The organism is Streptomyces sp. NBC_01264 (genome assembly GCF_026340675.1).
Taxonomy (GTDB): domain Bacteria; phylum Actinomycetota; class Actinomycetes; order Streptomycetales; family Streptomycetaceae; genus Streptomyces.
This window is the reverse complement of the sequence record NZ_JAPEOX010000001.1, coordinates 2,128,780-2,153,450: the sequence shown is the minus strand read 5'-3', so window position 1 is coordinate 2,153,450 and position 24,671 is coordinate 2,128,780. Positions and strand designations below refer to the sequence as shown.

Here is a 24,671-nt window from a genome sequence, read left to right as displayed (position 1 = left end):
TCCTCACAGCGGCGGCGGCTCCGGCCGCTCCTGGGGGCCGCGGCCCGACAGGACCTCCCCGTAGGCCTGCATCAGGTCCGCCAGCCGCAGGGTGGACAGGTCCTCCCGCGAGGGATCACCGGCGAAGCCGGACAACCGCAGGTCCCGGTACGCGCAGCTCTTCTCGTACAGCGTGCGCAGGAACCGCCCGTTGCCCAGCTCGTCGATCCACCCCTGCTCCACCACGTGCCCGCTGATGCTCCGCAGCTCCTCCAGCGCCTCCGCGTCCCACCGGTCCCCGTTCGCGTCCGCCAGCACCCCGCCGATCGAGGTGAGCTCCAGCGGCCGGTAGCTGGGGAAGTCCACCCGGGTGGTGAACCGCGAGGACAACCCCGGATTCGTGGCGAGCAGCCGGTCCATCCCCGCCGGATAGCCCGCGAGGATCACGACCAGGTGATCCCGGTTGTCCTCCGCCCGCTTCAGCAGCACCTGCAGGGCCTCGTCGCCGTACGCGTCGCCCTTGCTGTAGCCGGAGTTGGAGAGGCTGTACGCCTCGTCCACGAACAGCACCCCGCCGATCGCCGAGTCGATCAGCTCGTTCGCCTTCACGGCGGTCTGCCCGAGGAACTCGCCGACCAGGTCCGCGCGCCCGGCCTCGACGAGGTGGTCGCCGCCGAGCAGGCCCAGCGCGTAGAAGACCCGGCCCAGGATCCGCGCCACCGTGGTCTTGCCGGTGCCCGAGGGCCCGGAGAAGACGAAGTGCCGTTTCGGCGGCTGCACCGGCAGCCCCTGCCCCGTCCGCAGCCTGGCCATGTGCAGCTGCGCGGAGAGCGCCTTCACCTGCCGTTTGACCGGCTCCAGGCCCACCATCCGCTCCAGCTCCGCGAGCGCCTCGGCCAGCGCCGCCGGATCCGCCGGCCCGGCCGGCAGTCCCACCGGTCCCGGCTGAGCGGGCAGCGAGGCCTTGTGCCGTACCCCGGCCGGCAGACCCGCGCCGGGCCCCGGCGCCCCCGGGCCGTGCCGCGGCTCCGGCGGGTCGGCCGCCGACAGCGGGTCCGCGTCCGGCTGCCCGTCCGCGGCGATCCCCTGGACCGGACCGCCGCCCAGCGCCACCGCCGCGAAGTCACCGCCCGACGGGGCCGCTCCGTGCCCGCCGAAGGCCTCGTAGCCCGCGCCGCTCGCGAACCCGGCCAGGCCGTCGGCGTCCTCGCTGTCCTCGATCGCCGTCAGCCGGGCCGCCGTGTCCATGAACGCCGGGTCCACCCGGTGCACCGCCCGGTACAGCGGCAGGGCCGCGGCGCTGCGCCCGGTCCCCTCGTGCGCCCGCGCCAGCCAGTACCGCAGCTCCTTGCGCTGGGGCTGCTCGCTGCGGCAGCGCATCAGCGAGGCCGACAGCAGCGGCTCGGCCTGCCCGTACATCTCCAGCCGGACCCGCGCCATCCCGCCGAACAGGCCCGCCTCGATGCCCAGGAGCGGATCGTCGACCAGCGATTCGGTGGAGCGGACCAACTGCTCCCAGTCCTTGACCAGGTAGGCCCGGCAGGCGTGCAGGAAGCGCACCTGGGGGTCGGTGTCCACGGGCGGCAGAGCGGCAAGTGCCTGGTCCAGCTCGGGGACGTGGCGCCCGTCCAGCCAGTGCGAGGCGTGCGCCAGCAGCAGGTCCCGCCGGGTCTCCAGGACCGGCTGCACCCACCAGCCCAGCCAGTACCAGGAGTTCAGCGTCCGCCGGTGGCGGGCCCGCTGCTCCCCGAAGCGGTCCCGGTGGGCGTACATGCGCAATAACGCGTTCGTGGTGTCGACGCGGAGCGCGTGCAGGCCCAGCCAGGCGTCGGCCATGGCGGGATCCAGTCGTACGGCCGCCCGGAACTCCTCCTCGGCCTGCGGGTAGGCGCCCATCGTGCAGGCGTCCACTCCTCGCAGCCAGGCGAGTTCGGCCGGGGCGTGCGCGCTGCTGCCGTGCGCGGCGAAGTCCATCACATCCCCCACAAGCCTGCCCCCGTGGTGCCCAGCAACCCCCGCGATGCGTACGCGAGTTGTCCCTGCGCCGATGAAATCAGGGGTGCATCGTACCTGCGGTTACGCACCTTACGTAGGGTGCGTCGAAGACCCGCGGGGCGGGTATCCGGGCGGTCCACGGTGACGCAGGGTGAGAAAATCGCCGGGATGCGCCCCGTGCGACGCCGCGACGGAGGAGTGCAGGACGGGACCCGACGGGGAATCGGGGGCAGAACGAAGCCCCCGATCACGGGGGAACAATCGGGGGCTTCGCGTCCGCGGCGGCCGGTGAGGGCCGCTTCTTCAGAACGTAAGGCCGTCCCGGCCCCCGGGTCAAGCGGCCGGGAGGCACCCGCAGGGAGGGCCTTTCCGTCGCCCTTCAGGCCTGGGGGACCTCGTCACCCTCAGTCACACGGGCACCGGTGAGGGCCGCCCCGGCAGCCCCGGAAGTCCACTCGTATCCCGTACTGCTCTGCCGCACCAGGGTGTCCGCGAAGGGGCGCGAAGGATCATCCGAGAAGTGCGCGAGCTCCGCGCGCTCCCATCCGTCCCAGAAGTCGGACAGTTCGCGCCCGTCACGGTCGCGCCCGCGGCCCCAGGACTTCGCACGCGGGGTCTCCATCCACAGCAGCCGCGCCAGGTGCGGGCGCAGGGCGCGCCGCCCGGCACCGACCCCCTCGACCAGCAGCACCGGACCGGGCTCCAGCACCCGCTCCGGACCGAACCGCCGCTCGACCCAGTCGTACGGGGCCCAGTGCGCGGCCCGCCCGGCGGCGAGCGGCTCCAGCACCTGTGCGCGTAGCCGCCCCATCCAGCCGAACAGCTCCTCATGGGTGGCCACGTCGTCCAGCCGCAGCACGGGAACCCCGCCCAGCGCCTCGGCGAGCACCCCGGCGAAGGTGCTCTTCCCGGACCCGGCGTGCCCGTCGATCCCGACGAGGCGGACGGGTCCGAGGGAGGGCCGCAGCGCGGTGATCTGGCGCGCGAGCGGCCGAAGCGGGGAAGGGGGCGAAAGCGACGGAAGTGATGGCTGAGTCTCCACGGACCCAGCGTATGGCCTCGGGCCGCCCCACCCTCAGCCGCCGGAGGCGGGGGCACCGGGCGTGGCATCGGGCGTCGCGTCGGGCTGCGCGGCGGCCGGGAGCGACCACACGTGGTCCGGAGTGGCGATCTCGGTGACGGTCCTGCCGATGAGGGAGCTGAGGCTCCCCGCATCCTTGACCGCGTCGTCCTGGTCCGAGTTGACGATGACGACGAGGACCGCACCGTCCTTCGGGAGCCCGGCGGCGATCGTCTCGTAGCCCGGGAGCTCGCCGTTGTGCCCGACCCAGCCGTTCACCTCGGCGATCCCGAGGCCGTAGCCCACGCCGGGGTACCCGGTGGGAAGGACCCGCATGCGCTCGGCCTGGGTGTCCGGCCGCAGGAGCGGATCCCCGCCCGCCGTCCTCCCACTGGTCAGCGCGGGCACCCAGGTGTGCAGATCGTCCAGGGTGGAGGTCATGGCCCCGGCGGCCCAGCCCCACGAGGGTTTCCACGAGGAGGCGTCGACGAGTTTCCCGCCGGGCGAGAACGTCGTGTAGCCGTGGGCGTACGGGCTCGGGATCTCGGCGCCCTTCGGAAGCGCGGTGTCCGCCAGCCCGACCGGTTCGAGCACGTGGTCGCGCAGGTAGTCGGCGAGGCTCCGGCCGCTGAGCTGCTCCACGAGCACGCCGAGCAGCACGGTGTTGGTGTTGCTGTACTCCCACTTGGCGCCCGGTGCGAAGTCCATGGGGTGCGCGAACGCGACGCCCAGGACCTCCGGCGGGGTCCAGCCGCGGGTCGGATCGGCTTGGAGTTCGGCCAGCCAGGCGGTGTCCGAGGTGTAGTCGAAGAGCCCGCTGCGCATCTCCGCGAGCTGGCGGACGGTGACCTTGTCCGCGCCGGCAACCTTCCCCAACTGCGCGGCGAGGGGCCCCCGCAGGTACCGCAGGACGGGGGCGTCGAGGCTGAGCTCGCCCTGGTCGACCAGGTGCAGGACGGCCGTGATCGTGAAGGTCTTGGTGACGCTGCCGATGCGGGTGTGGAGGCCGGTCTTCATCGGCGTGCCCGTGCCGGTGTCGGCGGTGCCGAAGGCCCGCTCGTAGGAACCTCCGCCTTCGAACCACAGGCCGACGCCCACCCCCGGGATGTCCGCCTTCCGCATGGCCGTGGTGATGGCTCGTCGAGCCGTTCGGCGGTGGCCGCGTCGACGTCGCCCACCACCCGCCCGGGTGCGGTTCCCGCGCACAGCGCGGTCAGCAGCAGGGAGGCGGCGGCCATCACGGGGACGGCCCGGAAGCTGCGCATGACGCATCACCCCTGAACCCGGCACCCCTCGGCCTCTCCCTCCATCCTAGGAACGGACCCCGCCCCCGGCCATCCCGCTGCGTGGGGCGGAGCCCCCTACCCACCCTTTGCCCGTTCCCCGGGGCTCAGGCGCAAATCCAGCCCCTCCGGCGTTTGAGGAGCGGGGGTCCGGGGGCTGGCCCCCGGGAACGGCGCCGCACGCAGCAACGGGGTCCGGGCGGAGCCCGGCTGGGGGTCCCCCCGGACGGAGTCTGGGGGATGGGGGAAGGGCGGGTAGGGGACCGTCACCCCGACACGACGCCCCGGCTTCACGGCCCCGCAGGCGGGAACTGGAAGGGTGGGCGGGAGCCGACCCGCCGCACCGACCCCTGGGGGCCACGCTGATGACCGCACCCACACCCCGCCGAGCCCTGCTGGCCGTGGTCCTCGCGGCCGCCACCGCGGCCACCGTCCCGGGCGCCCGGGCCACAGCCGCAGGAGCCGGCCCGGAGCCCGCCCAGGCCCCGCCGGGGGACCCGGCCGAGGTCCCGGACCCCACCCGCACCGGAGCCACCCGCAAGACGGTGGACAACCGCTTCTGGTACTCGTACGCCCACTGGACCGCCGGCCTCCACCAGGGCACCACCGCCATCGGCGGCGCCCGCCCCGGCCTGGAGATCAAGACCCCGACGGGCCGCACCGAGTACAAGGACCCGCACACCGCGAAGAAGAGCACCTGGGAGTACGCCACCTGGACCTCCCCGGTCCACACCCCGACCGTGCCCGCCACCGAGGCCATCGCCTCCTGGAACGCCCGCACCCCGGCCGGCACCTGGATCCAGGCCGAACTGCGCGGCACCTACACCGACGGCACCGCCACCCCCTGGTACGTGATGGGCCGCTGGGCCTCCGGCGACGGGGACATCCGGCGCACCTCCGTGGACGGCCAGACCGACGGCAAGTCCACCGTCTGGACCGACACCCTCGCCGTGGACGCCCCCGCCGGCGGGCTGCGGATCAAGGACTGGCGGCTGCGCCTGACCCTGTACCGCAAGCCCGGCGCGAGCCGCGGCCCCACGGTGTGGCTGGCCGGCGCCATGGTCTCGGACGTCCCGGACCGGTTCTCGGTCCCGGCCACCACCGCCTCCGGCGGGGCCCACGAGCTGAAGGTGCCGCGGTACTCGCAGGAGACGCACGCGGGCCAGTACCCCGAGTACGACAACGGCGGCGAGGCCTGGTGCAGCCCCACCTCCTCGCAGATGATCATCGAGTTCTGGGGCCGCAGGGCCAGTGCCACCTCCGTGGCCTGGGTCAAGAAGGACTACGCGGACCCGCAGGTCTGCCACGCCGCCCGCTCCACCTACGACGCCGCGTACAAGGGCTGCGGGAACTGGCCCTTCAACGCCGCCTACGCCGCCACCTACCGGCAGCTCGCGGGGGTCGTCACCCGCCTCGGCTCGCTGGCCGACCTGGAGACCCTGGTCCGCGCCGGCATCCCGGTCATCACGTCCCAGTCCTTCACGGCCGAGGAGCTCACCGGCGCGGGCTACGGCACGGCCGGCCACCTGATGACCGTCATCGGCTTCACCGCCTCGGGCGACGTGATCGCCAACGACCCGAACTCGGCCGACAACACCGCCGTGCGCCGCGTCTACCGGCGCCGGCAATTTGAAAACAACTGGCTGCGGACCAAGCGCCACAACGCGGCCGGCAAGGTCGTCTCCGGCACCGGAGGGGTCTGCTACCTCTACGGTCCGATCCGGCCGAACCCGGCCCAGGTCCTCGCGCTGCGGGCGGTCGGCGTGCTCTGAGATCTCGCGTTGCCCCGATGGGCATGTAAGTGGAATATAAAGGGCAAAAGGGCAATAGGAGCTTCTCAAGAGGAGGCAGCCCGCCATGACCACCCAACCGAGAATCGAACACCACCCCGACCTCGCTGAGATGCGCTCGCGGTTCGAGCGGGTCACCAGCACTCCGAGTGCCCAGGTCGTCGAGGCGCTGGCCCTGATGACGGGCCTCTACATCGCCGCCTCGCCGTGGATCGCCGGATTCAGCGGGCTCAGCTCGCTGGCGATCAACAACCTGATCGCGGGCCTGGCGTACTGCCTGTGCATGAGCGGACTCGGCACCGCTTACGAACGCACCCACGCCATGGCCTGGACGGCGGTCGGTCTCGCCGCCTGGACGATCGTCGCGCCCTTCGTCATCTCCGGCGACGTCAGCACCACCCGCACGGTGTGGAGCAACGTCCTCGCCGGCGGTATCGCCCTGTGCCTGGCCCTGGCCATGGCGGGCATGGCGGGCCGCGACCGCACCACCTGATCCGGCACGCAGGCACCCCTCACGCCCCCGTCCGCACCACGCGGCCGGGGGCGTGAGACATGCCACCCGTGACCATCGTCTCTACCGCGAGGGCCGCCCCCGCTGTCACATTGGAGGCATGACCGCACACAGCGCCGCCCTGACCACCCGCGCCCGCAACCTGGTCCGCACCGGCGGGCCCGACGACGACTCCTCCTCCTGGCTGGAGCACGTGCTCGGCTGGACCCTGGTCGTGGTGGTGGCCATGTTCGTCACCCAGGTCGGCTGGTTCTTCTAACCTCCGCGCCGGCCCCGGTCTCCGCCTCGGCCCCGGCCCCGGTCTCCGCCTCCGCCCCGGCCCCGGTCTCCGTCCCGCCCCGGGCCTCCGCATCCGCCTCCGGCTCCACCCGCCAGTGCCGGTCCGGAACGCCCACCAGCCCGTACAGCGCCCGCACGGGCGAGCGCGCCGGCAGCAGCACCACCCCGGCCAGCAGGGCGAACACCCCGATCCCGGCCCACCACCCCAGCAGCCGGACGAGGATGCTCACGCCCACTGCCCCCGCGAACGGCAGCCCGTAGACCCCCGCCCCGGCGATCGCCACCGCGACCACCCGCGGCACCTTCAGGTCCGCCGCGGCGCCCGGCAGCCGCCAGCCCTCCACCAGCCAGCCGATCTCGGCCAGCAGCATCGTGCCGATGACGGCCGTCCCGAAGATCAGCACGGCCAGGAAGGTGCCCGAGGTCGCGAAGGCCAGTGCGCCGTTCACGACGCCCTCCGCGGACCAGTCGGCGAAGGCCCGCGGATCGGCGCTCAGCAGCCGCTCGTACCCCGTGCCGTCCCACCCGTGGATCAGGGTGAAGAACAGCAGGAAGTACCCGGCCACCGCCTGGAGGTACCCCCAGTACCCGGCTCCGACCAGTACGAACAGCCGAGCCGCCAGGAACCCGAGCAGCGCGCCGACCACCACCGAGGCCCCGTAGAAGAGGGCGAAGCCGGCCCACACCCCGTCGTGGTCGCGGGCCACGTGCATCGTCGACCAGGCCGGGTTCTGCCAGAGCAGGTACGCCCCGGTGGGGGCGGGCAGCAGGGCCGCGTAGAGCAGGGTGAGCGCCAGGTACGGATTGGCCGCGCGGCTCCTCGTACGGACCCCCTCGCCCCGGACCGACCGCTCCCACCACTGGAGCTGGCGCCCGGCGGCCACCGCGAAGGTGGCGCCGATGCCGTACGCCCACAGCGGCGCGGCCTGGACGGGGATCACGAGGCCACCAGCCGCAGGTTGTCCGTCCTGATCACGTCGGAGGTGACGAGCGCCTGCTCCGCGCTCACCCGGGTCATGAAGACGAACGGCGGGATGGCCGGGGGAGCGGGCAGCCCGTCCGGGCTGAAGGTCACGCACAGCAGCCCCTCGATGCACCCGCTGAACCGGGTCAGGTACAAGGTCACCTCGCCGCTCAGATCGAGCCTCTTCGCGGCGAGCCCGTACTCCTCGCGGCCGTCGCGGCTGTGCAGCTCGTAGTCGGTGAGGGTGGCGGCCCGCATCCGCAGCACCAGCACCTTCAGCGGGCCGTCCACCGTGGGTACGTGGGTGACCCCCGCGAAGGTGAACCCCTGCGGGGCGAAGAGCGAGGTGGTCACCGTCGGGGGAGTGCGCGCGGCCATCGGCGGACCGGCCGCGGCGGCCCTCGCCTGCCCGCCGCCCGCCACCAGCGAGGCGAGCAGCACCACCGGCAGCGCGGCGGCCAGCGTGCGCGGCCCGCTGCCGTCCAGGCTCGGGACGTACGGGCCCTCCTGGCCCTCCTGTGGATCGGGCGCCGGGGTCCAGCCGAAGGCCAGCGCGCTGCCCGCGATGCCGAGCAGCATCCCGACGAGGAAGCCCCCGAGGTTGGTCGCCACGAAGGACAGCACCGAGAGCAGCAGCGCGTGGATCGAGACGTAGGCCCGGGTCTGCGGCAGCAGCCACAGGAACAGGCCGGCGGCGATCAGCGCGAGCCCGATCCCGATGGCCGCGATCCCGCCGAGGCCCAGGCTGACCAGCACGGTGAGCGGGGAGAGCGGGACCAGCAGCAGCTCGGTCCCGCCCAGGATCACCAGCAGACCGCCCCAGAAGGGGCGGGTGCGGCGCCAGGTGCGCAGCCGCCGCCGGGGGCCGGGCAGCGGGAGCCGACGCTCCAGCCACCCGCTGCCCGGCCCGGCGGACCCGTGCAGGCCTAGAAGCACTTCTTGCCGTCCAGGCTGACGTTCAGCTTCAGGCCCTTGAGGTGGAAGTTGCCGCCGGTCGCCGACCAGGCGTGCGACTTCACGTCCACGACCTCGATGTCCCCGGCCTGGAGGCCGAACTTGCCGGCCTCGCCCTTGATCCCGCCGACCTGGTCGAGGGTGGAGGCGTCGCGGCCGATCTGGGCCGTCCCGAAGACGGCGTCGCCGGCCAGGTCCTCGCCGTCGATGACGAGATTGCTCGCGGTGACGTTGCCGGCGGGGCCGCCGGCGGTCAGCTTGAAGACCACCTTGCCCACCGGGGTGTCCACCTCGGCGGCCTGGCAGATGTCCGTGAGGGTGGCCTCGCCGATGCCGAGCAGCGCGACGGGATGCCCCTTGCCGTCGACGGAGCGGTCCGTCTGCACGTAGGAGGACAGGCCCTTGCTGCTCAGCTTGGACGAGGAGACCTGGAAACTGGTCCCCGAGACGGCGAAGGAGGCGGCGAGCGCGCCCTGCGCCATGACCATCGCCATCGCCCCGACCGCGACGACCGCGGGCATCGCGACGGCGGCGGTCTTCTTCCAGTTGACCCGGCCTTCGGTGGTGCTTCTCGTTCCGCTGGTGCCCATGATGTGGTCCTCCCGTACGTCGTCCGGTGCGCAGGGGGAGTGCAAAGGGGGGTGCCCAGGGGTCTGCCATACTGCGGGCTTCCTGTGGCAGTTCGAGGCTAGGGCTGAATTTGAATAATAGTCAACAGCGCGGAACGACCGGACGTTCGCAGGTTCGGCGCGCCGAACTCATATCGATCGGGCGGAAGTTGTTCGCCGACACCTCGTACGACGCGCTCTCCATGGATGACATCGCCAAGCACGCGGGCGTGGCCAAGGGGCTCATCTACTACTACTTCAAGAACAAACGCGGCTACTACCTGGCCATCGTCGAGGACTCGGTGGCCGAGCTCGTGGCCCGCGCCGCCGGCGAGAGCGAACTGCCCAACGCGCAGCGGGTGCGCACCACCATCGACGGCTACCTGTACTACGCCGAGCACCACCAGGCCGCCTACCGCACCATCGTCACCGGCGGCGTCGGCTCGGACTCCGAGGTCCTCGCCATCCGCGACGCCGTCCGCGAGGAACTCATCGCGACCATCGCGGAAGGCGCGTACGGTCGCCGCGAGATCCCGCCGGTCGCCCGGCTGGCGCTGGTCGGCTGGCTGGCGGGCGTCGAGGGCAGCACCCTCGACTGGATCGGCCCGGGGGACACCGCGGCGCCGGTACCCGCCCAGGGTCCGGGCCAGGCCCCTGCCGAGGTCCCGGCGCAGGCTCCCGCCCAAGCCCCTGCCCAGGTCCCTGCCGAGGTCCCGGCGCAGGCCCGGGAGGGCCGCGGGCCCGGGGCTCCCGGCGATCCGGGGTACCCCGACCGGGCCGCGGTCGGAGCACTGCTGGTGCGCACGCTGCGCGCGACGCTGACGGTGATCGAGGAGTTCGTCCCGGAATGCCCGGCCCCGCCCGTCCCCGAGGACGATCTTGCACCCGTGACGGGAAGCCCCTGATCGGGCATACTCAACCGCCGCAGCCCCTTGAACAGGACCTTCCCGCGATCCGGGAGGGCACCATCGGTTGTGAGCCCCGAGACCCGGCGACGCGTACCACCCTCACGCGCCGCCCCGTGCTTGAACGTGAGGAGAGCGTCGCCATGACCGACCGCGCGCCGCAGGTGGACCGATCGCTGCCCACCGAGGAGTCCCGAGACCTGCTCGTGCTCGTGCGCGAGATCGCGCAGCGGGAGATCCGCCCCCGGGCCGCCGAGGAGGAGGACGCCGGCCGCTTCCCCCGTGAGGTCTTCGCGCTGCTCTCCGAGGCCGGACTGCTCGGGCTCCCGTACGCCGGCGAGTTCGGCGGCGGCGACCAGCCGTACGAGGTCTACCTCCAGGTGCTGGAGGAGCTGGCCGCGGCCCGCCTGACCGTCGGGCTCGGCGTCAGCGTGCACTCGCTGGCCTGTCACGGCCTGGCCGGCTACGGAACCAAGGAGCAGCGGGGCGCCCACCTGCCCGCCATGCTCGGCGGCGGACTGCTCGGCGCGTACTGCCTCTCCGAGCCGTCCTCGGGCTCGGACGCGGCCTCCCTGACCACCAAGGCGGTCCGGGACGGCGACGACTGGGTGATCACCGGCACCAAGGCCTGGATCACCCACGGCGGGGTCGCCGACTTCTACACCGTGCTGGCCCGCACCGGCGTGGACGGACCGAAGGGCATCACGGCCTTCCTGGTCCCGGGCGACGCGGAGGGCCTCACGGCGGCGGTTCCCGAGAAGAAGATGGGCATGAAGGGCTCGCCCACCGCCCAGCTGCACTTCGACGGCGTACGGGTCCCGGACACGCGCCGCATCGGCGAGGAGGGTCAGGGCTTCACCATCGCCCTGGCAGCCCTGGACGCGGGCCGCCTCGGCATCGCCGCCTGTGCGATCGGCGTGGCCCAGGCCGCGCTCGACGAGGCCCTGGCCTACGCCCTGGACCGCAAGCAGTTCGGGCACCCCATCGCGGACTTCCAGGGCCTGCGGTTCATGCTGGCCGACATGGCGACGAAGATCGAGGCGGGCCGCGCGCTGTACCTGGCGGCGGCGCGGCTGCGGGACGCGGGCAAGCCCTTCTCCCGCCAGGCTGCGATGGCCAAGCTCTTCTGCACGGACGCGGCGATGTCCGTCACGACGGACGCGGTCCAGGTGCTGGGCGGCTACGGCTACACGGCGGACTTCCCGGTCGAGCGGCTGATGCGCGAAGCGAAGGTCCTCCAGATCGTGGAGGGCACGAACCAGATCCAGCGCATGGTGATCGCCCGCCACCTGGCGGGCCCGGAATCCCGCTGACCGTCGGCCGGACCCGAGCGCCGCGCAGAGCGCGGCCCTAGCACCCTCCGGTTGAGGGGGTGACGGCGCGCTCCCCCTTCGCCAAGTGGCACCTGGCCACCGGGCGAAGGGGGAGCGGCGGGGTCCTACCGAGGAGGCCGACGGGCCGAGCAGGAGATCATCATCCAGGCCACGTCGGAGAATTCCGGCCGGTCGAGATGGGCGAGGGCGCGCTGGATCCGGGACGCGGTCATGAGGCCGGATTCCAGCAGGGCGGGGGTTGCCCGGGCGAAGCACTGGCGCCAGTACCTGTCCTCCGTCTCGTCCCGGCCGCACACCGACAGTTCGCCGGCCATGGCGAGATCCGTCAGACCGGAGTCGGCCATGGCCGCGGGAATGCGGCGGGCCCAGGAGTTGTCGGTGCCCTGGGTGCGCGCCAGCAGCTCCTCGCATGCGGCCAGGAGCGCCGCGAAGTCGGGGTAGGGGGAAGCTCCGGCCGGCAGGTACGTGGGGTCCTCGATGACCAGCCAGCCGCCCGGCTTCAGCCAGTTCGCCATGCGCCGTACCACTTGCTCGGGGGCAGGGAGGTGGGTCAGTACCGCCCGCGCGTGCACGAGGTCGAGCGAACCCGGGGGGAAGTCGGTTGTGGTGACGTCCTGCTGTGAAACCCTCAAGTGGCCGGGCCGGACCATGGAGTCGAGGAACCGTGTGTCCAGATCGGTGGCGGTGACCTGTCCGTGGGGACAGCGTTCGGCAAGCCACCGGGCGACTCCACCGGTACCCGCGCCGACTTCGGCGCAGTGCCAGTCCCGCTTCATCGGCAGGGATTCGAGGACGCGGATCGTCCCGGGGTCGCAGACTTGTTCCAGAAGGAGCAGGCGCTCGTACTCTCCGGCTCTGCCGTGGCTCAGCAGGCCATCCGCATAGCGCCCGCCCGCCGGGTCCGTCGTCCGAGGCCGGTATGCGGTGCTCACACGCGCTCGCCGAGGGCGGTCATGGGGCTCGCCCACTCCTGCATGAGTTCCACCAGGCGACAGCAGTAGGAGCGCTCGGCCTTGAGGTCCTCCGTGCCCTGGGCGCCGAAGGACCAGGCGATGGCGTTCATCTCCTCGTCGTCGTGGGAGGGCGCCGCCTGGAAGAACCGCTCCAGCCGGTCACCGATCGCGGGGAACCGGCCGGCGGGCAACTTGAGCGCGTAGAAGCCCACGCGCTCGATCCGGCCCGTGGCGGCCGCCATGGTGACGGAGAACGTGTAGCCGGACCGCGCGGTGAACTCCCGCATGTCCTCCATGACGGAGGCCTTCGGGACATCGCCGCCGGTGAGGGCCAGGAACGGCTCCGCCTGTGCGGGGGAGAAACCCTCGGCGGTGCGGAAGTACAGGTTCACCGACCGGTGCTGGTAGTCGACCGCCACGTGCCGGACCCACACCAGTCCCAGGGTGGCGAAGGCGGCCTCGTGGCGGCGCACGCCTTCCGGTACACCCGGGGCGGCGAGGACCTCGGCGAGGGGACGCATCCCTCCCAGGAACACCCACGTCTTCACGAGCCCGGCCGCGGCGTCGACGTCGCACAGTTCGGTGGAGTCCGCGTACAGGCCGCTCCAGACGTCGATCAGCCGTGCCATGGGGTCGGCCGCGTCCAGCAGGCCCGCTCCTGTCGCGATGGCGACCGTGGCCGTGGGACGGCGCTCGTAGAAGCGGTAGTTGAGCGCTCCGGCCGGCTTGCTGGTGGTGCGTCACAGGACGGCCCCGTCCTGGAAGCCCGCCGCGAACGTGTCGAGCATGTGCCGGGTGGTGTCCGGGCAGTAAGCGGCGCCGATGGCCCGGGCTGTCGCCCGGGTGTCGGCGAGGAACTGGGCGGGGGAGAACTCGAACGATCCGGGCATGTGCCTCTCCAGAGCCATGGGAGCGGTGGGCTTGTGTGAGCGCCACACCCCGGAACGGAGACGTCCACTTGTTCCGGGCGCCCATTTCACTCATAGGCGACGAGACCCGGGCAACCGCGCACTTCAGTGGGAAGATCACTACCGGTGGCCACCGGCGCGCGATCGCGCGCCCCCTCGGCGAATTGCGCCCCTGGCCGAGTGCATCGCCGACGAGCACGCAAGCTGACGAGCCGACGGCTGTGGCCCACCCGGCACCGGGTCGGCCCCACGGGCAGCCGTACGGGGGACGGGGGACGGGGGACGGGCGCCGCGGCGGCGCGGAGCGCGGAGCGCGGGCGCACAGGGGCTGCACGTGGGCCACACCGCGCACCTCGGGGTCAGCCGCCGAAGAGGGGGCCGGTCGGCCAGATGGGGGAGGAGGTGATCCGGGACCACTCCGGATCGCGCTGCCCCGGCACGGTCCGGCCGTCTTCCTCCCAGCGGGTGAGCAGCGCGCGGTAGATGGGCGGGTCGGGGGCCTGCCGAACCGATTCTTCGTGCCCTGCGGCAGGCGCCCGCCGCCGGCGCCCCACCCTCGGCGTGGAAGTCTCCATCGTGGTCATACCGGGCCAACGCGCCACCGGACCCACGGGTAACCCCGCCCATCCGTTCGACCCTTCCCCTTCGATCCCCGCCGGGCTACCCGCCGGGCTTCCCGCCGGGACCGTGATTGCGATCCGTCAAGCCGGTTCGACGGGCAGCCACAGCTCGCAGGTCGCGGTGCTGAAATCGTCGGCGCGTTCGAGGATCGTGACGATCGAGGGTCCGGGCCGCAGACGCCACGGGTTGGAGGGGAACCACTCGGTCGCGGTCGCGGCCCAGGTCGTCTGCAGGGCCTGCGGGTGGGCGCCGGCGGTGCGGAAGACCGCCCACGTGCCGGCCGGTACCTCGATGGCGTCCAGGTCGTCGGGAGTCGCCGTCTCCCGGGACACGGCGACTCCGTGCAGGTAGGTCAGTTCGCTCCCCTCCGTGCCGTCGGGGTCGACGCCGTCGGAGACCTGTAGCAGGCCGGCCGGTTCGGTGTCGCCGAGGGCCTTCAGCCGGAGGTGCGCCTCCTGCGGCAGCGCGGTGATGTGCCGCAGGATGTGCGGGTTGACGCCCTGGTGGACGAGCGGAACCCGGGCGGCGTGTCCGACCAGCCGGAACGCGGGGCGGTCGATGAGGCGGGTGTCCATGGGGGTGCTCCCTTCGACGGTCAGGCGGATCCTGAGCCGTGGCTGTGTGCGCAGGGGGCCTCCGTCGCGGCGCACGTCACGGGGACCGGCGCCGTGGACCGCGCGGAACGCGCGTCCGAACGCCTCGGTCGAGCCGTATCCGTACCGGACGGCGATGCTCAGCAGATCGGCTCCGCCCCGGACGACGTCGCCGGCGGCGACGGTCATGCGACGCCGGCGCACGTACTCCGACAACGGCATGCCGGTCAGGGACGAGAACATCCGGCGCAGGTGGTACTCGGTCGTACCGAGCTCCGAGGCCAGTGCCTGAACGTCGATCTCCTCCGCGAGGTGTTCCTCGACGAGGTCGACGAGCCGATTGAGTGCCGAGATCACGAGGCCTCCTTTCGATATCAACCCTGCCGGTCCACCCCCCACCGCAACCCGACCATCACGATCCGATCCGATCATGCGCCCCCACCACCCGACAACAACGCCATGCCCACTCCCTCCCCCCACCCCGGGCAGGGCGGCCCCCATCCCCGCACAACCCAACGCTGCCTCCGACCCCCATCCGCACCACGCCCGACCCTCCCGGGCGGTGCCGGTCACCCCCGAGCCAGCCCCAGGCGGTGCCGGGCTACTCCCGGGCGCGGTGCCGGGCTACTCCCGGGCGGTGCCGGGCTGCTCCCGGGCGGTGCCGGGCCACTCCCGGGTAGTGCCGGGCTATCTCCGGGCGGTGCCCGGTCAACCCGGTGCAGCCCCCGAACCCCATCCGCACCGCGCCCCGCCCTCTCGGGCGATGCGGGGCCATCCCACCGGGGTGCCGGGTCACCTCTCCGGGCGGTACCTGGCTATCCCCGGGCTGCCGGGTCACCTCCGGGCGGTGCCCGGCCATCCCTGGGCGGTGCCCGGCCATCCCTGGGCGGTGCCCAGCCACTCCTTGGGCGGTGCCCAGCCACTCCTTGGCCGTGCCTGGGTGGTTGAGGTGCCCCGAAGTTCTCGGACAGGGGCCCAATAGGGTTGTCCTGTCAAGGGAATGAGGAAGCACGAAGTGGCACCGCCCAGCAAGTACACCCCGGAGTTCCGCGAGGAAGCAGTCCAGATCGCGCTCCGCTCCAGCAAGACCGTCTCGGAGACAGCCCGAGAGCTTGAATTGAACCCGGAGACACTCCGGGGCTGGGTGAAAAAGTTCCAGAAACGGCGTGAGCCGGCCGCTGACGCTGAGCTGACGGTGAGTGAACGCGCCCGGTTGAAGGAACTCGAACGCCGCATTCGCGAAGTCGAGATGGAGAACGCCTTCCTGAAAAAATGCGCGGCGTACTTCGCGAAGGATCCCCGGTAGCACGCAAGTACGAGTTCATCGAAACGATGCGACTCGACACCGCGGAGTACGTATTTTCTGTCGAGTTCATGTGTGAGCGGCTCGACGTGTCCAAGTCCGGCTACTACGACTGGCGACGCCGTCCTGATTCTGCGACGGCTCAGCGGCGCGAGGAATTGAAACTGCTCGTCAAGAAAGCCTTCGAGGTGTCCGACAGTACGTACGGATACCGGCGCATCCGCGCCCAGCTGGCGCGCTGGGGGCACGCCGCCGGCCTGGAGCTCGTGCGCCAGCTCATGCGTGAACTGGGCCTGATGCCCTGCCAGCCCCGCCCGAAGCGGTTCAGCCTGACCCAGGCTGCGGCGGGCGCAGTGCCCGACCTCGTCGGCCGGAACTTCACCGCCGACACCCCGGGTGAAAAGCTCGTCGGAGACATAACCTACATTCCGACTGGCGAGGGCTGGCTTTATCTCGCGACGGTCATCGACTGCTGCACGAAGGAAGTCATCGGGTATGCGATGGACGACCACTACCAGACGCCTTTGATATCCCGGGCCATACGCAACGCAGCCCGCAACAGGAAGCTCACCAAGGGGGCAATTTTTCACTCCGATCGCGGAAGTAACTATATGTCAGCCGAGTTCGGGAAGGCGCTGAACCGGCTCGGCCTCCGCAGATCGTCTGGGCGCACCGGGATCTGTTTCGACAACGCGATGGCCGAATCGTTCTTCGGAACTCTGAAGAACGAGCGTGTCTCACGTGTGACTTACCTGACCCTCGAGGCCGCCCGGCAGGACATCACTCGCTACATCGAATTCTGGTACAATCGCAAACGCCTTCACTCGGCTGTCGGTTACCGGCCTCCGCAGGAAGTCCACGCCGAGTATGCAAGGTTGCGAATAGCCGCGTGAAATGAACGGTCAGATCCCTGTCCGAAAAACGCGAGGCCCCTCAGGTACCGGGGCACCTCCGGGCGATGCCGGGTCACCTCCGGTGAGGGCCACACCCCGTCCGGCGGTGCCCGGCCCTCCCCGGGCGGTGCTGGGTCATCTCCGGGCGGTGCCCAGCCCTCCCCGGTGGGGGCCGCACCCCGTCCGGCGGTGCCCGGTCCTCCCCGGGCGGTGCCTGGCTGCTCCCGGGCGGTGCCGGGTCCTCCCCGGGCGGTGCCTGGCTGCTCCCGGGCGGTGCCGGGTCCTCCCCGGGCGGTGCCTGGCTGCTCCCGGGCGGTGCCCGGCCACTCCCGGGCGGTGCCCGGTCCTCCCCGCCCGGGTACCGGCCACCCCCGGTGGGGACCGGCCGCCCCGTCCAAGGCCCGGCTCCAACCGGGCCCCCGCACGTCGTGTCTCCCTGCCAGTTCGTGCCACAACCCTGTTCCCCGGCCCCCGATCTGACGTACCGTCATCTCCGCCCAGGTGTCATCCCCCGCACCCGTCCCCGGAGGTTCGCCATGCCCGCCGACCGGCCCGTACCGCTCGACGAATACCCCATCCACCAGGCCCCGTTGTCGATGAAGCACCTCGTCACCGGCGACCGCAACGCCTACGACCGCTGCATCTTCCACGTCTTCGACCACGCGGGCCGCGCCGTCCTGATCCTCGGCCTCGGGGTGTACCCCAACGCTGGTGTCATCGACGCCTACGCCACCCTCCGCGTCGGTGACGAACTCCTCGCGGTCCGTGCCTCCGACGCCCTCACCGACGACCGCATGAACCTCTCCGTCGGCCCGCTCCGCATCACCGTCGACGAACCCCTCCGCCGGATCACCCTCTCCTGCGCCGCCGACCCCGAGGACCCCGACGGGCTCTCGTACGAGATCACCTGGACCGCCGAGTTCCCCGCCGTCTGGGAGCCGCACCACACCCAGCGCCGGGGCGACCGCCTCATCCTCGAAGGCCGCCGCTTCGTCCAGGCCGGCGGCGTCACCGGCACCATCCGCGCCAAGGGGGAGGAGTTCATCCTCGACGCCGACTGGACCGGCACCCGCGACCGGAGCTGGGGCGTGCGCCCGATCCCCGGCGAGGAGGGCGGCCGCGCCGCCGAGGAGCACCGCCCCGAGGGGTTCCACTGGCTCTGGATCCCCGTCCGGTTCGAGGACCGCTTCCTGATGGTCATCACCCAGGAGGACGCCGACGGCCACCGGGCCCTCAGCGAGGCCGTCCAGGTCTTCCCCGAGGACAGCGACCGCCACGACGTACAGCTCGGCTGGCCGCACACCGACATCCGCTACCGCCCGGGCAGCCGCCACCCCGAGAGCGCCGTCGTCCACCTCACCGACCCGGCCGGCCGCAAACCCCTCGAACTCGGAGTAGAGATCCTCAACTCCTCCCCGCTCGCCGTGGGAGCCGGCTACCCGCCCGCCTCCGACTGGCAGCACGGCACCTGGCAGGGCCGCGGCTGGACCGACCGCCGCACCTACGACCTCTCCGACCCCGCGGCCCACCCCATGGCCGCCTTCGGGGTCACCGACCACTCGGCCCGCTTCACCCTCGAAGGCCGCACCGGCTACGGCATCTTCGAGCACGGCAGCTTCGGCCGCCACGACCCCAGCGGCTTCGCCGACTACAGCTCGGTCGCCCCGTAGAACCGGCCCGGACCCGCACGCCGCACACCTCAACGGTCAATCCAGAGAAGGGGTTTCCCATGGCAGGACCGGCACCGCGCCCCCGTACCTCCACCCGCGAACCCGAGGAGCTGGGCCGGCGCCTCGCCGCCTGGCTCGACGCCGAGCTTCCCGGCGCGAAGGTCACCAACATCTCCGTCCCCGGCTCCAACGGCATGTCCAGCGAGACCCTGCTCTTCGACATAGAGCACCCCGACGCCCCGATCCACGCCTGCGCGCTGCGCCTCGCCGCCGACCCGGCCGCCTACACCGTGTTCCCGACGTACGACATGCCCCGCCAGCACCGGGTCATGAGCCTGGTCGCCACCCACACCGACCTGCCGGTCCCGCGCGTGCAGTGGCTGGAAGAGGACCCCGGTCCGCTCGGAGCCCCGTTCTTCGTGATGGCCCGCGCCGAAGGCCGCGTACCGCCCGACGTGATGCCCTACACCTACGAGGGGAACTGGCTGCACGCGGCGACCGACGCGCAGCGCGCCGCGCTCCAGGAGTCGAGCATCGCGCTGCTCGCCCGGCTGCACGACCAGTTCCCGCCCGAAGCGGCGCGGTTCCTCCTCCCGGAGGGCGATGCCAGCCCGCTGCGCCGGCACGTCGAGTCCCAACGCGCCTACTATGGATGGGTGGTTGAGGGAAAGTCCCGATCACCCCTCCTCGAGCGCGCGTTCGCCCGCCTCGAAGAGCTCTGGCCCGCAGACGAGGGCGGCCCGGCCGTCCTCAACTGGGGTGACGCCCGCATCGGCAACGTCATCTTCGAGGCCGACGGCTTCGAACCCGTGGCCGTCCTCGACTGGGAGATGGCGGCCTGCGCCCCGCGCGAGGTCGACCTCGGCTGGACCGTCTACCTGCACCGGTTCTTCCAGGACCTGACGGAGAGTTTCGGCCAGCCGGGCCTGCCGGACTTCCTGCGCCGCGAGGACATCGAACGCCGGTACGCCGAACTCACCGGGCACACGCCGCGGGACATGGAGTTCCACACGCTCTACGCCGCCCTGCGGCACGGGATCGTGATGCTGCGCATCGCCTACCGGCAGGCGCACTTCGGGGAGGTCGAGATCCCGGCGGATCCCGACAGCCTGATCCTGCACCATGCCAGCCTCACCGCCATGGTGCAGGGAACGTACTGGTAGCGGCCCCCGGCTCAGGCGGCCTGCGCGTGCTGGCGCATCTGCGGCATCGCCGCGGGCGCCGGCATGCGCACGGGCCGCGAGCCCGGGCCGCCGACGTGCGAGAAGGGCTGCGTCCGCCAGTCCAGCCCCTGCGGCAGCGCCAGGAGGACGACGGGCTCCAGGTCCGTGGCCTCGCCGTCACCGAAGTCGAGGGTGGGCAGCGCGTCGGAGGCGGGCCGCCCCGTGCCCGCGCACACCGTGAGCCCGAAGGGGTTCCACGGGGTCAGGCAGAGGGCGTGCTCCGGCAGGAACTCCTCGTCCGCGACGAGGGCGATCGACTGGCCGCAGTCGGGGCAGGTCGCGTGGTGGATCTCGAAGCCCTCGGCGTCGTATTCGAGGTACTCGTCGTCGTCGGCGTAACCGCTCTCGACGATTTCCAGGGGCTCCGGTTCGGTGCGACCGGCGCGCTTGGTGTTCAGCATGGATGTACTCCCCCTTGGGTGGGCCGGGCGGGCAGGTTCTTCGGCCACGGCCACCCCAAGCACTTCCCGTCGCGCGGCACGAGTAACCACATCCGGCCGCCGTACGCCCGCTTACCCCTGTGGCCTTGGTCACATGCCCGCCGCAGGTGCCGCCTCAATCCGTGGACACGGCTGGGCCTGAACGGTTCGGGGCCGTAAGTTGTGCGGCTATGAGCGCAATGGAGGAGCTGGACCGCCAGATCGTGGATCTGCTCGTACGGGACGGGCGGATGAGCTACACGGACCTGGGCAAGGCCACGGGCCTGTCCACGTCGGCGGTCCATCAGCGAGTACGCCGGCTGGAGCAGCGCGGGGTGATCCGCGGTTACGCGGCGGTCGTCGACCCCGAGGCCGTCGGTCTTCCCCTCACGGCCTTCATCTCGGTCAAGCCCTTCGACCCGAGCGATCCGGACGACATCGCGGAGCGGCTGGCCGGGGTTCCCGAGATCGAGGCCTGCCACAGCGTCGCGGGCGACGAGAACTACATCCTCAAGGTCCGCGTGGCCACCCCGCTGGAACTGGAAGACCTCCTGGGCCGCCTACGAGCCCTGGCCCACGTCTCCACCCGCACCACGGTGGTCCTCTCCACCCCGTACGAGGCCCGCCCGCCCCGCATCTGAGCCCCGGGATCCCCCTCCGGCGACCCATCCAGCCCCTCCGGCCCACTTCAGCCCCTCCCGGCCACATCCAGCCCCTCCGGCGTTTGAGGAGCGGGGGTCCGGGGGCCGGCCCCCGGCAACGGCGCCGCACACGGCAAGGGGTCCGGGCGAAGCCCGGGGAACGGTGGAAGGGCGGGTAGGGGACAGCCCCGCAGGGGCCGCGGTCCGGGCCCGGCAACACACCCGCCAGACTGTCGGCATGACAGACAGCACCGCCGACTCCGCCAACGCCGCCGGAGGCCCCCGCACCGCCGCCCCCACCGCCGGAGGCCCCCGCACCGCCGCCCCCACCGCCGGAGGCCCCCGCACGGTCCTCCTCCGCGGCGGCGAGGTCCACAGCCCCGCCGACCCCTTCGCCACCGCGATGGTCGTCGAGCGCGGCCACATCGCCTGGGTCGGCTCCGAGGGCGCCGCCGACGCCTTCGCGCAGGGCGTGGACGAGGTCGTCGACCTCGGCGGGGCCCTCGTCACCCCCGCCTTCACCGACGCCCACGTGCACACCACCTCCGCGGGGCTCGCCCTGACCGGCCTGGACCTGACCGGGGCCCGCTCGCTCCCGGAGGCGCTGGAGCTCGTACGCGCGTACGCGGAGCGCCGCCCCGCCGACCGGGTGCTCCTCGGCCACGGCTGGGACGCCGCCCGCTGGCCCGAGCGGCGCGCCCCGCGCCGGGAGGAGCTGGACCGGGCCACCGGCGGGCGCCCCCTGTACCTGAGCCGGATCGACGTCCACTCGGCCGTGGTGACTACTGCCCTGCTGGAGCTCGTCCCGCAGGTGCGGCCGGCGGGGGACGAGCCGCTGACCCGGGACGACCACCACGCCGTACGGCGGGCCGCGCTGGCCGCGGTCACCCCCGCCCAGCGCGCCGAGGCCCAGCGGGCCGCCCTCGACCGGGCCGCTTCCCTGGGGATCGGCTCCGTCCACGAGTGCGGCGGCCCGGACATCTCCTCCCCGGAGGACTTCACCGCCCTCCTGGAGCTGGCGCGGACCCACCCCGGCCCGCGGGTCTTCGGCTACTGGGCCGACCGGGACCTGGCCCTGGTCAAGGAGCTCGGCGCCGTCGGGGCGGCGGGCGACCTCTTCGTCGACGGAGCCCTCGGTTCGCACACCGCCTGCCTGCACGCCCCGTACGCCGACGCCGAGCACACCGGCACGGACTACCTCGACGCGCGGGCCGTCGCCGAACACGTCGCCGGCTGCACCGAGGCGGGCCTCCAGGCGGGCTTCCACGCCATCGGGGACGCCGCGATCACCGCCGTCGTGGCCGGGGTGCGGGCCGCCGCGGAGAAGGTCGGCCTGGACCGCGTGCGCGCCGCCCGGCACCGGGTCGAGCACGCCGAAATGATGACCCCGGCCACCATCGCCGCCTTCGCGGAGCTGGGCCTGACCGCCTCCGTGCAGCCCGCCTTCGACGCGCTGTGGGGCGGTGAGCAGGGCATGTACGCCGACCGGCTCGGCGCCGAGCGCGCCCGCACCCTCAACCCGTACGCGGCCATGCTCAAGGCCGGCGTCCCGCTGGCCTTCGGCTCCGACGCACCGGTCACCCCGCTGGACCCCTGGGGCACCGTCCGGGCGGCCGCCTTCCACCACACCCCGGCCCACCGCATCTCCGCACGGGCGGCCTTCGCCGCCCACACCCGCGGCGGCTGGCGGGCCCTGGGCCGCGACGACGCGGGCATCCTCGTCCCCGGGGCCCCGGCCGACTACGCGGTCTGGGACACGGCCGAGCTGGTGGTCCAGGCCCCCGACGACCGGGTCGCCCGCTGGTCCACGGACCCCCGCTCCGGGACCCCCGGACTGCCGGACCTGACCCCCGGCGGCGAGCTGCCGGTCTGCCTGGCCACCGTCGTCGGCGGCCGGGAGGTATTCGTACGGCCACAGGGGTGATCCGGGTGGCCGTGGTTCGGTGAGGGCGGCCGGACCCGGATAGGTTCGGCCGGGTCCACCACCGGACGTCCGAACCGGACGGAGCCGATCGCTCAGCCGCGCCCGCGCCTCGGGGGCGAGGGAAGGTTTCGCCGCAAGGGTGTCCCCCCTGCTCCGCAGGAGACTTGGGGGCCGGTGGCCTCAGATCGGGGCCCCGCGGTCCAGTAGACAACGGTCAGGCGGCCCGCAGCCAGCGGGAGCCGGTCCGGCCCGAAGGACCGCGGGCCCCGATCGCTGTTCTAAAATCATCCTCTGCGACACGACGTACTGGATGTACGAGAACGCAAAAGGGGAATCAGTGAGCGACGGCGGACAGCGAAGCTACGGACCGCTCGGCACGGCCTTGGTGATCATTCCGACCTACAACGAGGCGGAGAACATCGGGCTGATCGTCGGCCGCGTCCGCGCGGCTGTACCCGGGGCCCACGTCCTGGTGGCCGACGACAACAGCCCGGACGGCACCGGAAAGCTCGCCGACGAGCTCGCGGGCGCGGACGACCAGGTCCACGTCCTGCACCGCAAGGGCAAGGAAGGGCTCGGAGCCGCCTACCTGGCCGGCTTCGCGTGGGGTCTGGAGCACGGCTACGGCGTCATCATCGAGATGGACGCCGACGGCTCCCACCAGCCCGAGGAGCTGCCCAGGCTGCTCACCGCCCTGGAGGGCGCCGACCTGGTGCTGGGCTCGCGCTGGGTGCCGGGCGGCCGGGTCGTGAACTGGCCCAAGAGCCGGGAGTTCCTCTCCCGGGGCGGGTCCACGTACTCCCGGCTGATGCTGGGCGTCCCGATCCGCGACGTGACCGGCGGCTACCGCGCCTTCCGCCGCGAGACCCTCGAAGGGCTGGGCCTGGCCGACGTGGCCTCGGCCGGCTACTGCTTCCAGGTCGACCTGGCCCGCCGGGCCGTCCAGAAGGGCTTCCGCGTGGTCGAGGTGCCCATCACCTTCGTCGAGCGCGAGTTCGGCGACAGCAAGATGAGCAAGGACATCGTGGTGGAGGCCCTCTGGAGGGTCACCCAGTGGGGTCTCAAGGAGCACGCGGGCAAGCTCTCGGACAAGCTGACGGGCAAGCCCCGGGGCAAGTAGTCCGCTCCGGCCCCTAGGGGATGTCCGGTACCTCCGGCTGAGGACGTCTTTACGCCGTCCCAGGCACACTGGGGGTATGACGACCGGAGTTCCGACCCCTACGGCCCCCCGGCGGCGTTCGCCCGCCCGTACGTACCTTCCCCTGGCCATCGCGGCCTGGCTGATCCTGGAGATCTGGCTGCTCGGCCAGGTCGCCGGAGTGATCGGCGGCGGCGGTGTCGCCCTGCTGCTCGCCGGCGGCCTGGTGCTGGGTGCGGTGGTCATCAAGCGGGCCGGGCGACGCGCCTTCAAGAACCTGACGGAGACCTTCCAGCAGGCCCAGGAGGGCCGTCAGCCGACTGCGCCGCAGCCCGGCAAGCCCGGTACGGGCAACGGCCTGACCATGCTGGCCGGGCTGCTCCTGATGATGCCGGGCCTGATCTCCGACGCGGCCGGTCTGCTGCTCATGCTCCCGCCGGTCCGCACCTGGATCGGCCGCCGGGCCGCCGGCTCCCTGGAGCGGAAGATGGCCTCCGCGCCGGCCGGCTCCTTCGGCGACGCCTTCCAGCAGGCCCGGATCCACTACCCGGACGGCAAGGTCGTCCCGGGTGAGGTCATCCACGGCGAGGTCATCCGCGAGGACGGCCCGCAGTGCCCCGACAACGGCTACCGGCCGCCGCTGACCCCCTGACCGGACAGCACGAAGCAGAGGGGCCCCACCACACACCGTGTGGTGGGGCCCCTCTGCTTCGTGCTGTCTTG

At 72.4% G+C, this 24,671-nt stretch carries 22 protein-coding genes and 2 pseudogenes; 12 read left to right on the top strand and 12 right to left on the bottom strand.

The window, feature by feature from the left end:
- Window positions 1-3: 3 nt before the first annotated feature.
- From OG435_RS09790 to OG435_RS09780, 3 genes are all read right to left on the bottom strand, one after another.
- Window positions 4-1,953 (bottom strand): AAA family ATPase, encoded by a 1,950-nt coding sequence (locus tag OG435_RS09790; protein ID WP_266876431.1) that lies wholly within the window; start codon window positions 1,951-1,953, stop codon window positions 4-6.
- 400 nt (window positions 1,954-2,353) lie between these two features.
- The gene (locus tag OG435_RS09785; RefSeq protein ID WP_266876430.1) at window positions 2,354-3,016 is read right to left on the bottom strand and encodes a uridine kinase family protein; all 663 of its coding nucleotides are present in this window, start codon (window positions 3,014-3,016) and stop codon (window positions 2,354-2,356) included.
- A gap of 33 nt (window positions 3,017-3,049) precedes the next feature.
- A complete protein-coding gene (locus OG435_RS09780) occupies window positions 3,050-4,156 on the bottom strand; it encodes a serine hydrolase domain-containing protein (protein ID WP_266876429.1) in 1,107 nt (368 codons plus the stop codon).
- Between the two features lie 526 nt (window positions 4,157-4,682).
- Here OG435_RS09780 and OG435_RS09775 point away from each other — a divergent pair.
- The 3 genes from OG435_RS09775 to OG435_RS09765 all read left to right on the top strand — a co-directional run bounded on the left by OG435_RS09775 (window position 4,683) and on the right by OG435_RS09765 (window position 6,877).
- Complete coding sequence (locus OG435_RS09775; RefSeq protein ID WP_266876428.1) at window positions 4,683-6,089, top strand: peptidase C39 family protein; 1,407 nt, start codon at window positions 4,683-4,685, stop codon at window positions 6,087-6,089.
- An 85-nt stretch (window positions 6,090-6,174) separates the two neighbouring features.
- Window positions 6,175-6,600, top strand: coding sequence for an SPW repeat protein (locus OG435_RS09770; RefSeq protein WP_266876427.1), 426 nt, complete (start codon window positions 6,175-6,177; stop codon window positions 6,598-6,600).
- Between the two features lie 118 nt (window positions 6,601-6,718).
- A complete protein-coding gene (locus OG435_RS09765) occupies window positions 6,719-6,877 on the top strand; it encodes an SCO1431 family membrane protein (RefSeq protein ID WP_266876426.1) in 159 nt (52 codons plus the stop codon).
- Here the strand turns inward: OG435_RS09765 and OG435_RS09760 are convergent.
- Genes OG435_RS09760 through OG435_RS09750 form a run of 3 tightly spaced genes read right to left on the bottom strand, consistent with a single transcriptional unit; the run spans window position 6,852 to window position 9,336 of the window.
- Window positions 6,852-7,838 carry a hypothetical protein gene (locus tag OG435_RS09760; RefSeq protein ID WP_266876425.1) on the bottom strand — a complete coding sequence of 329 codons (987 nt, stop codon included), beginning with the start codon at window positions 7,836-7,838 and terminating at the stop codon, window positions 6,852-6,854. The two genes, OG435_RS09765 and OG435_RS09760, sit on opposite strands and share 26 nt — an antisense overlap.
- Window positions 7,835-8,797 carry a DUF6114 domain-containing protein gene (locus OG435_RS09755; protein ID WP_323187807.1) on the bottom strand — a complete coding sequence of 321 codons (963 nt, stop codon included), beginning with the start codon at window positions 8,795-8,797 and terminating at the stop codon, window positions 7,835-7,837. The genes OG435_RS09760 and OG435_RS09755 overlap by 4 nt, the downstream gene beginning before the upstream one ends.
- Window positions 8,788-9,336 carry a DUF6230 family protein gene (locus OG435_RS09750; protein WP_430625747.1) on the bottom strand — a complete coding sequence of 183 codons (549 nt, stop codon included), beginning with the start codon at window positions 9,334-9,336 and terminating at the stop codon, window positions 8,788-8,790. Before OG435_RS09750 ends, OG435_RS09755 begins: the two co-directional genes overlap by 10 nt.
- Before the next feature lie 179 nt (window positions 9,337-9,515).
- Between OG435_RS09750 and OG435_RS09745 the strand changes: the two are divergent.
- Window positions 9,516-10,028 (top strand): annotated as a pseudogene (locus OG435_RS09745) (TetR/AcrR family transcriptional regulator); the annotation flags it as partial.
- Between the two features lie 443 nt (window positions 10,029-10,471).
- On the top strand, window positions 10,472-11,641 hold the full coding sequence (locus tag OG435_RS09740) for an acyl-CoA dehydrogenase family protein (RefSeq protein ID WP_266876423.1): 1,170 nt from the start codon (window positions 10,472-10,474) through the stop codon (window positions 11,639-11,641).
- A gap of 125 nt (window positions 11,642-11,766) precedes the next feature.
- Here OG435_RS09740 and OG435_RS09735 read toward each other — a convergent pair whose 3' ends face one another.
- The 5 genes and pseudogenes from OG435_RS09735 to OG435_RS09715 all read right to left on the bottom strand — a co-directional run bounded on the left by OG435_RS09735 (window position 11,767) and on the right by OG435_RS09715 (window position 15,094).
- Window positions 11,767-12,594, bottom strand: a complete 828-nt coding sequence (locus OG435_RS09735; protein WP_266876422.1) for a class I SAM-dependent methyltransferase — start codon at window positions 12,592-12,594, stop codon at window positions 11,767-11,769.
- Window positions 12,591-13,343: pseudogene (locus OG435_RS09730) on the bottom strand (aromatic prenyltransferase); the annotation flags it as partial. The pseudogene OG435_RS09730 and the gene OG435_RS09735, both read right to left, overlap by 4 nt.
- A gap of 12 nt (window positions 13,344-13,355) precedes the next feature.
- Window positions 13,356-13,505 (bottom strand): hypothetical protein, encoded by a 150-nt coding sequence (locus tag OG435_RS09725; RefSeq protein ID WP_266876421.1) that lies wholly within the window; start codon window positions 13,503-13,505, stop codon window positions 13,356-13,358.
- A 377-nt stretch (window positions 13,506-13,882) separates the two neighbouring features.
- Complete coding sequence (locus OG435_RS09720) at window positions 13,883-14,098, bottom strand: hypothetical protein (RefSeq protein ID WP_266876420.1); 216 nt, start codon at window positions 14,096-14,098, stop codon at window positions 13,883-13,885.
- A gap of 126 nt (window positions 14,099-14,224) precedes the next feature.
- Entirely contained in the window at window positions 14,225-15,094 is an 870-nt protein-coding gene (locus tag OG435_RS09715) for an AraC family transcriptional regulator (RefSeq protein WP_266876419.1), read from the bottom strand.
- Between the two features lie 643 nt (window positions 15,095-15,737).
- On the opposite strand from OG435_RS09715, the gene OG435_RS09710 reads away from it, so the two are divergent.
- From OG435_RS09710 to OG435_RS09700, 3 genes are all read left to right on the top strand, one after another.
- Window positions 15,738-16,933 (top strand): IS3 family transposase gene (locus OG435_RS09710; RefSeq protein WP_266874684.1). Its coding sequence is split into 2 segments (ribosomal slippage): window positions 15,738-16,017 and window positions 16,017-16,933, totalling 1,197 coding nucleotides; the frame shifts between segments, so codons are not numbered across the junction.
- A 536-nt stretch (window positions 16,934-17,469) separates the two neighbouring features.
- On the top strand, window positions 17,470-18,603 hold the full coding sequence (locus OG435_RS09705; protein ID WP_266876418.1) for a hypothetical protein: 1,134 nt from the start codon (window positions 17,470-17,472) through the stop codon (window positions 18,601-18,603).
- Between the two features lie 59 nt (window positions 18,604-18,662).
- A complete protein-coding gene (locus OG435_RS09700; protein ID WP_266876417.1) occupies window positions 18,663-19,766 on the top strand; it encodes a phosphotransferase family protein in 1,104 nt (367 codons plus the stop codon).
- An 11-nt stretch (window positions 19,767-19,777) separates the two neighbouring features.
- Here the strand turns inward: OG435_RS09700 and OG435_RS09695 are convergent, their stop codons facing one another.
- Window positions 19,778-20,227, bottom strand: a complete 450-nt coding sequence (locus OG435_RS09695; RefSeq protein ID WP_266876416.1) for a hypothetical protein — start codon at window positions 20,225-20,227, stop codon at window positions 19,778-19,780.
- A 218-nt stretch (window positions 20,228-20,445) separates the two neighbouring features.
- Here OG435_RS09695 and OG435_RS09690 point away from each other — a divergent pair, with 218 nt between their 5' ends.
- The 4 genes from OG435_RS09690 to fxsA all read left to right on the top strand — a co-directional run bounded on the left by OG435_RS09690 (window position 20,446) and on the right by fxsA (window position 24,600).
- Window positions 20,446-20,886, top strand: a complete 441-nt coding sequence (locus OG435_RS09690) for an Lrp/AsnC family transcriptional regulator (protein WP_266581396.1) — start codon at window positions 20,446-20,448, stop codon at window positions 20,884-20,886.
- Between the two features lie 238 nt (window positions 20,887-21,124).
- A complete protein-coding gene (locus tag OG435_RS09685; RefSeq protein ID WP_266876415.1) occupies window positions 21,125-22,810 on the top strand; it encodes an amidohydrolase in 1,686 nt (561 codons plus the stop codon).
- A 337-nt stretch (window positions 22,811-23,147) separates the two neighbouring features.
- Window positions 23,148-23,930: a polyprenol monophosphomannose synthase gene (locus OG435_RS09680; RefSeq protein WP_266876414.1), complete on the top strand. Its 783-nt coding sequence runs from the start codon at window positions 23,148-23,150 to the stop codon at window positions 23,928-23,930.
- A 76-nt stretch (window positions 23,931-24,006) separates the two neighbouring features.
- Window positions 24,007-24,600 carry an FxsA family membrane protein gene (gene fxsA, locus OG435_RS09675; protein WP_266876413.1) on the top strand — a complete coding sequence of 198 codons (594 nt, stop codon included), beginning with the start codon at window positions 24,007-24,009 and terminating at the stop codon, window positions 24,598-24,600.
- Window positions 24,601-24,671: the final 71 nt, after the last annotated feature.

Bases quoted from the DNA above. Each gene is read 5' to 3' on its own strand.
- OG435_RS09720 (WP_266876420.1), bottom strand. From the start codon at position 14,098: ATGGAGACTTCCACGCCGAGGGTGGGGCGCCGGCGGCGGGCGCCTGCC.
- OG435_RS09750 (WP_430625747.1), bottom strand. From the start codon at position 9,336: ATGCCCGCGGTCGTCGCGGTCGGGGCGATGGCGATGGTCATGGCGCAG.
- OG435_RS09740 (WP_266876423.1), top strand. From the start codon at position 10,472: ATGACCGACCGCGCGCCGCAGGTGGACCGATCGCTGCCCACCGAGGAG.
- OG435_RS09780 (WP_266876429.1), bottom strand. From the start codon at position 4,156: ATGCGGAAGGCGGACATCCCGGGGGTGGGCGTCGGCCTGTGGTTCGAA.
- OG435_RS09765 (WP_266876426.1), top strand. From the start codon at position 6,719: ATGACCGCACACAGCGCCGCCCTGACCACCCGCGCCCGCAACCTGGTC.
- OG435_RS09685 (WP_266876415.1), top strand. From the start codon at position 21,125: ATGACAGACAGCACCGCCGACTCCGCCAACGCCGCCGGAGGCCCCCGC.
- OG435_RS09705 (WP_266876418.1), top strand. From the start codon at position 17,470: ATGCCCGCCGACCGGCCCGTACCGCTCGACGAATACCCCATCCACCAG.
- OG435_RS09725 (WP_266876421.1), bottom strand. From the start codon at position 13,505: ATGCCCGGATCGTTCGAGTTCTCCCCCGCCCAGTTCCTCGCCGACACC.
- OG435_RS09770 (WP_266876427.1), top strand. From the start codon at position 6,175: ATGACCACCCAACCGAGAATCGAACACCACCCCGACCTCGCTGAGATG.
- OG435_RS09700 (WP_266876417.1), top strand. From the start codon at position 18,663: ATGGCAGGACCGGCACCGCGCCCCCGTACCTCCACCCGCGAACCCGAG.
- OG435_RS09695 (WP_266876416.1), bottom strand. From the start codon at position 20,227: ATGCTGAACACCAAGCGCGCCGGTCGCACCGAACCGGAGCCCCTGGAA.
- OG435_RS09775 (WP_266876428.1), top strand. From the start codon at position 4,683: ATGACCGCACCCACACCCCGCCGAGCCCTGCTGGCCGTGGTCCTCGCG.
- fxsA (WP_266876413.1), top strand. From the start codon at position 24,007: ATGACGACCGGAGTTCCGACCCCTACGGCCCCCCGGCGGCGTTCGCCC.
- OG435_RS09790 (WP_266876431.1), bottom strand. From the start codon at position 1,953: ATGGACTTCGCCGCGCACGGCAGCAGCGCGCACGCCCCGGCCGAACTC.
- OG435_RS09690 (WP_266581396.1), top strand. From the start codon at position 20,446: ATGGAGGAGCTGGACCGCCAGATCGTGGATCTGCTCGTACGGGACGGG.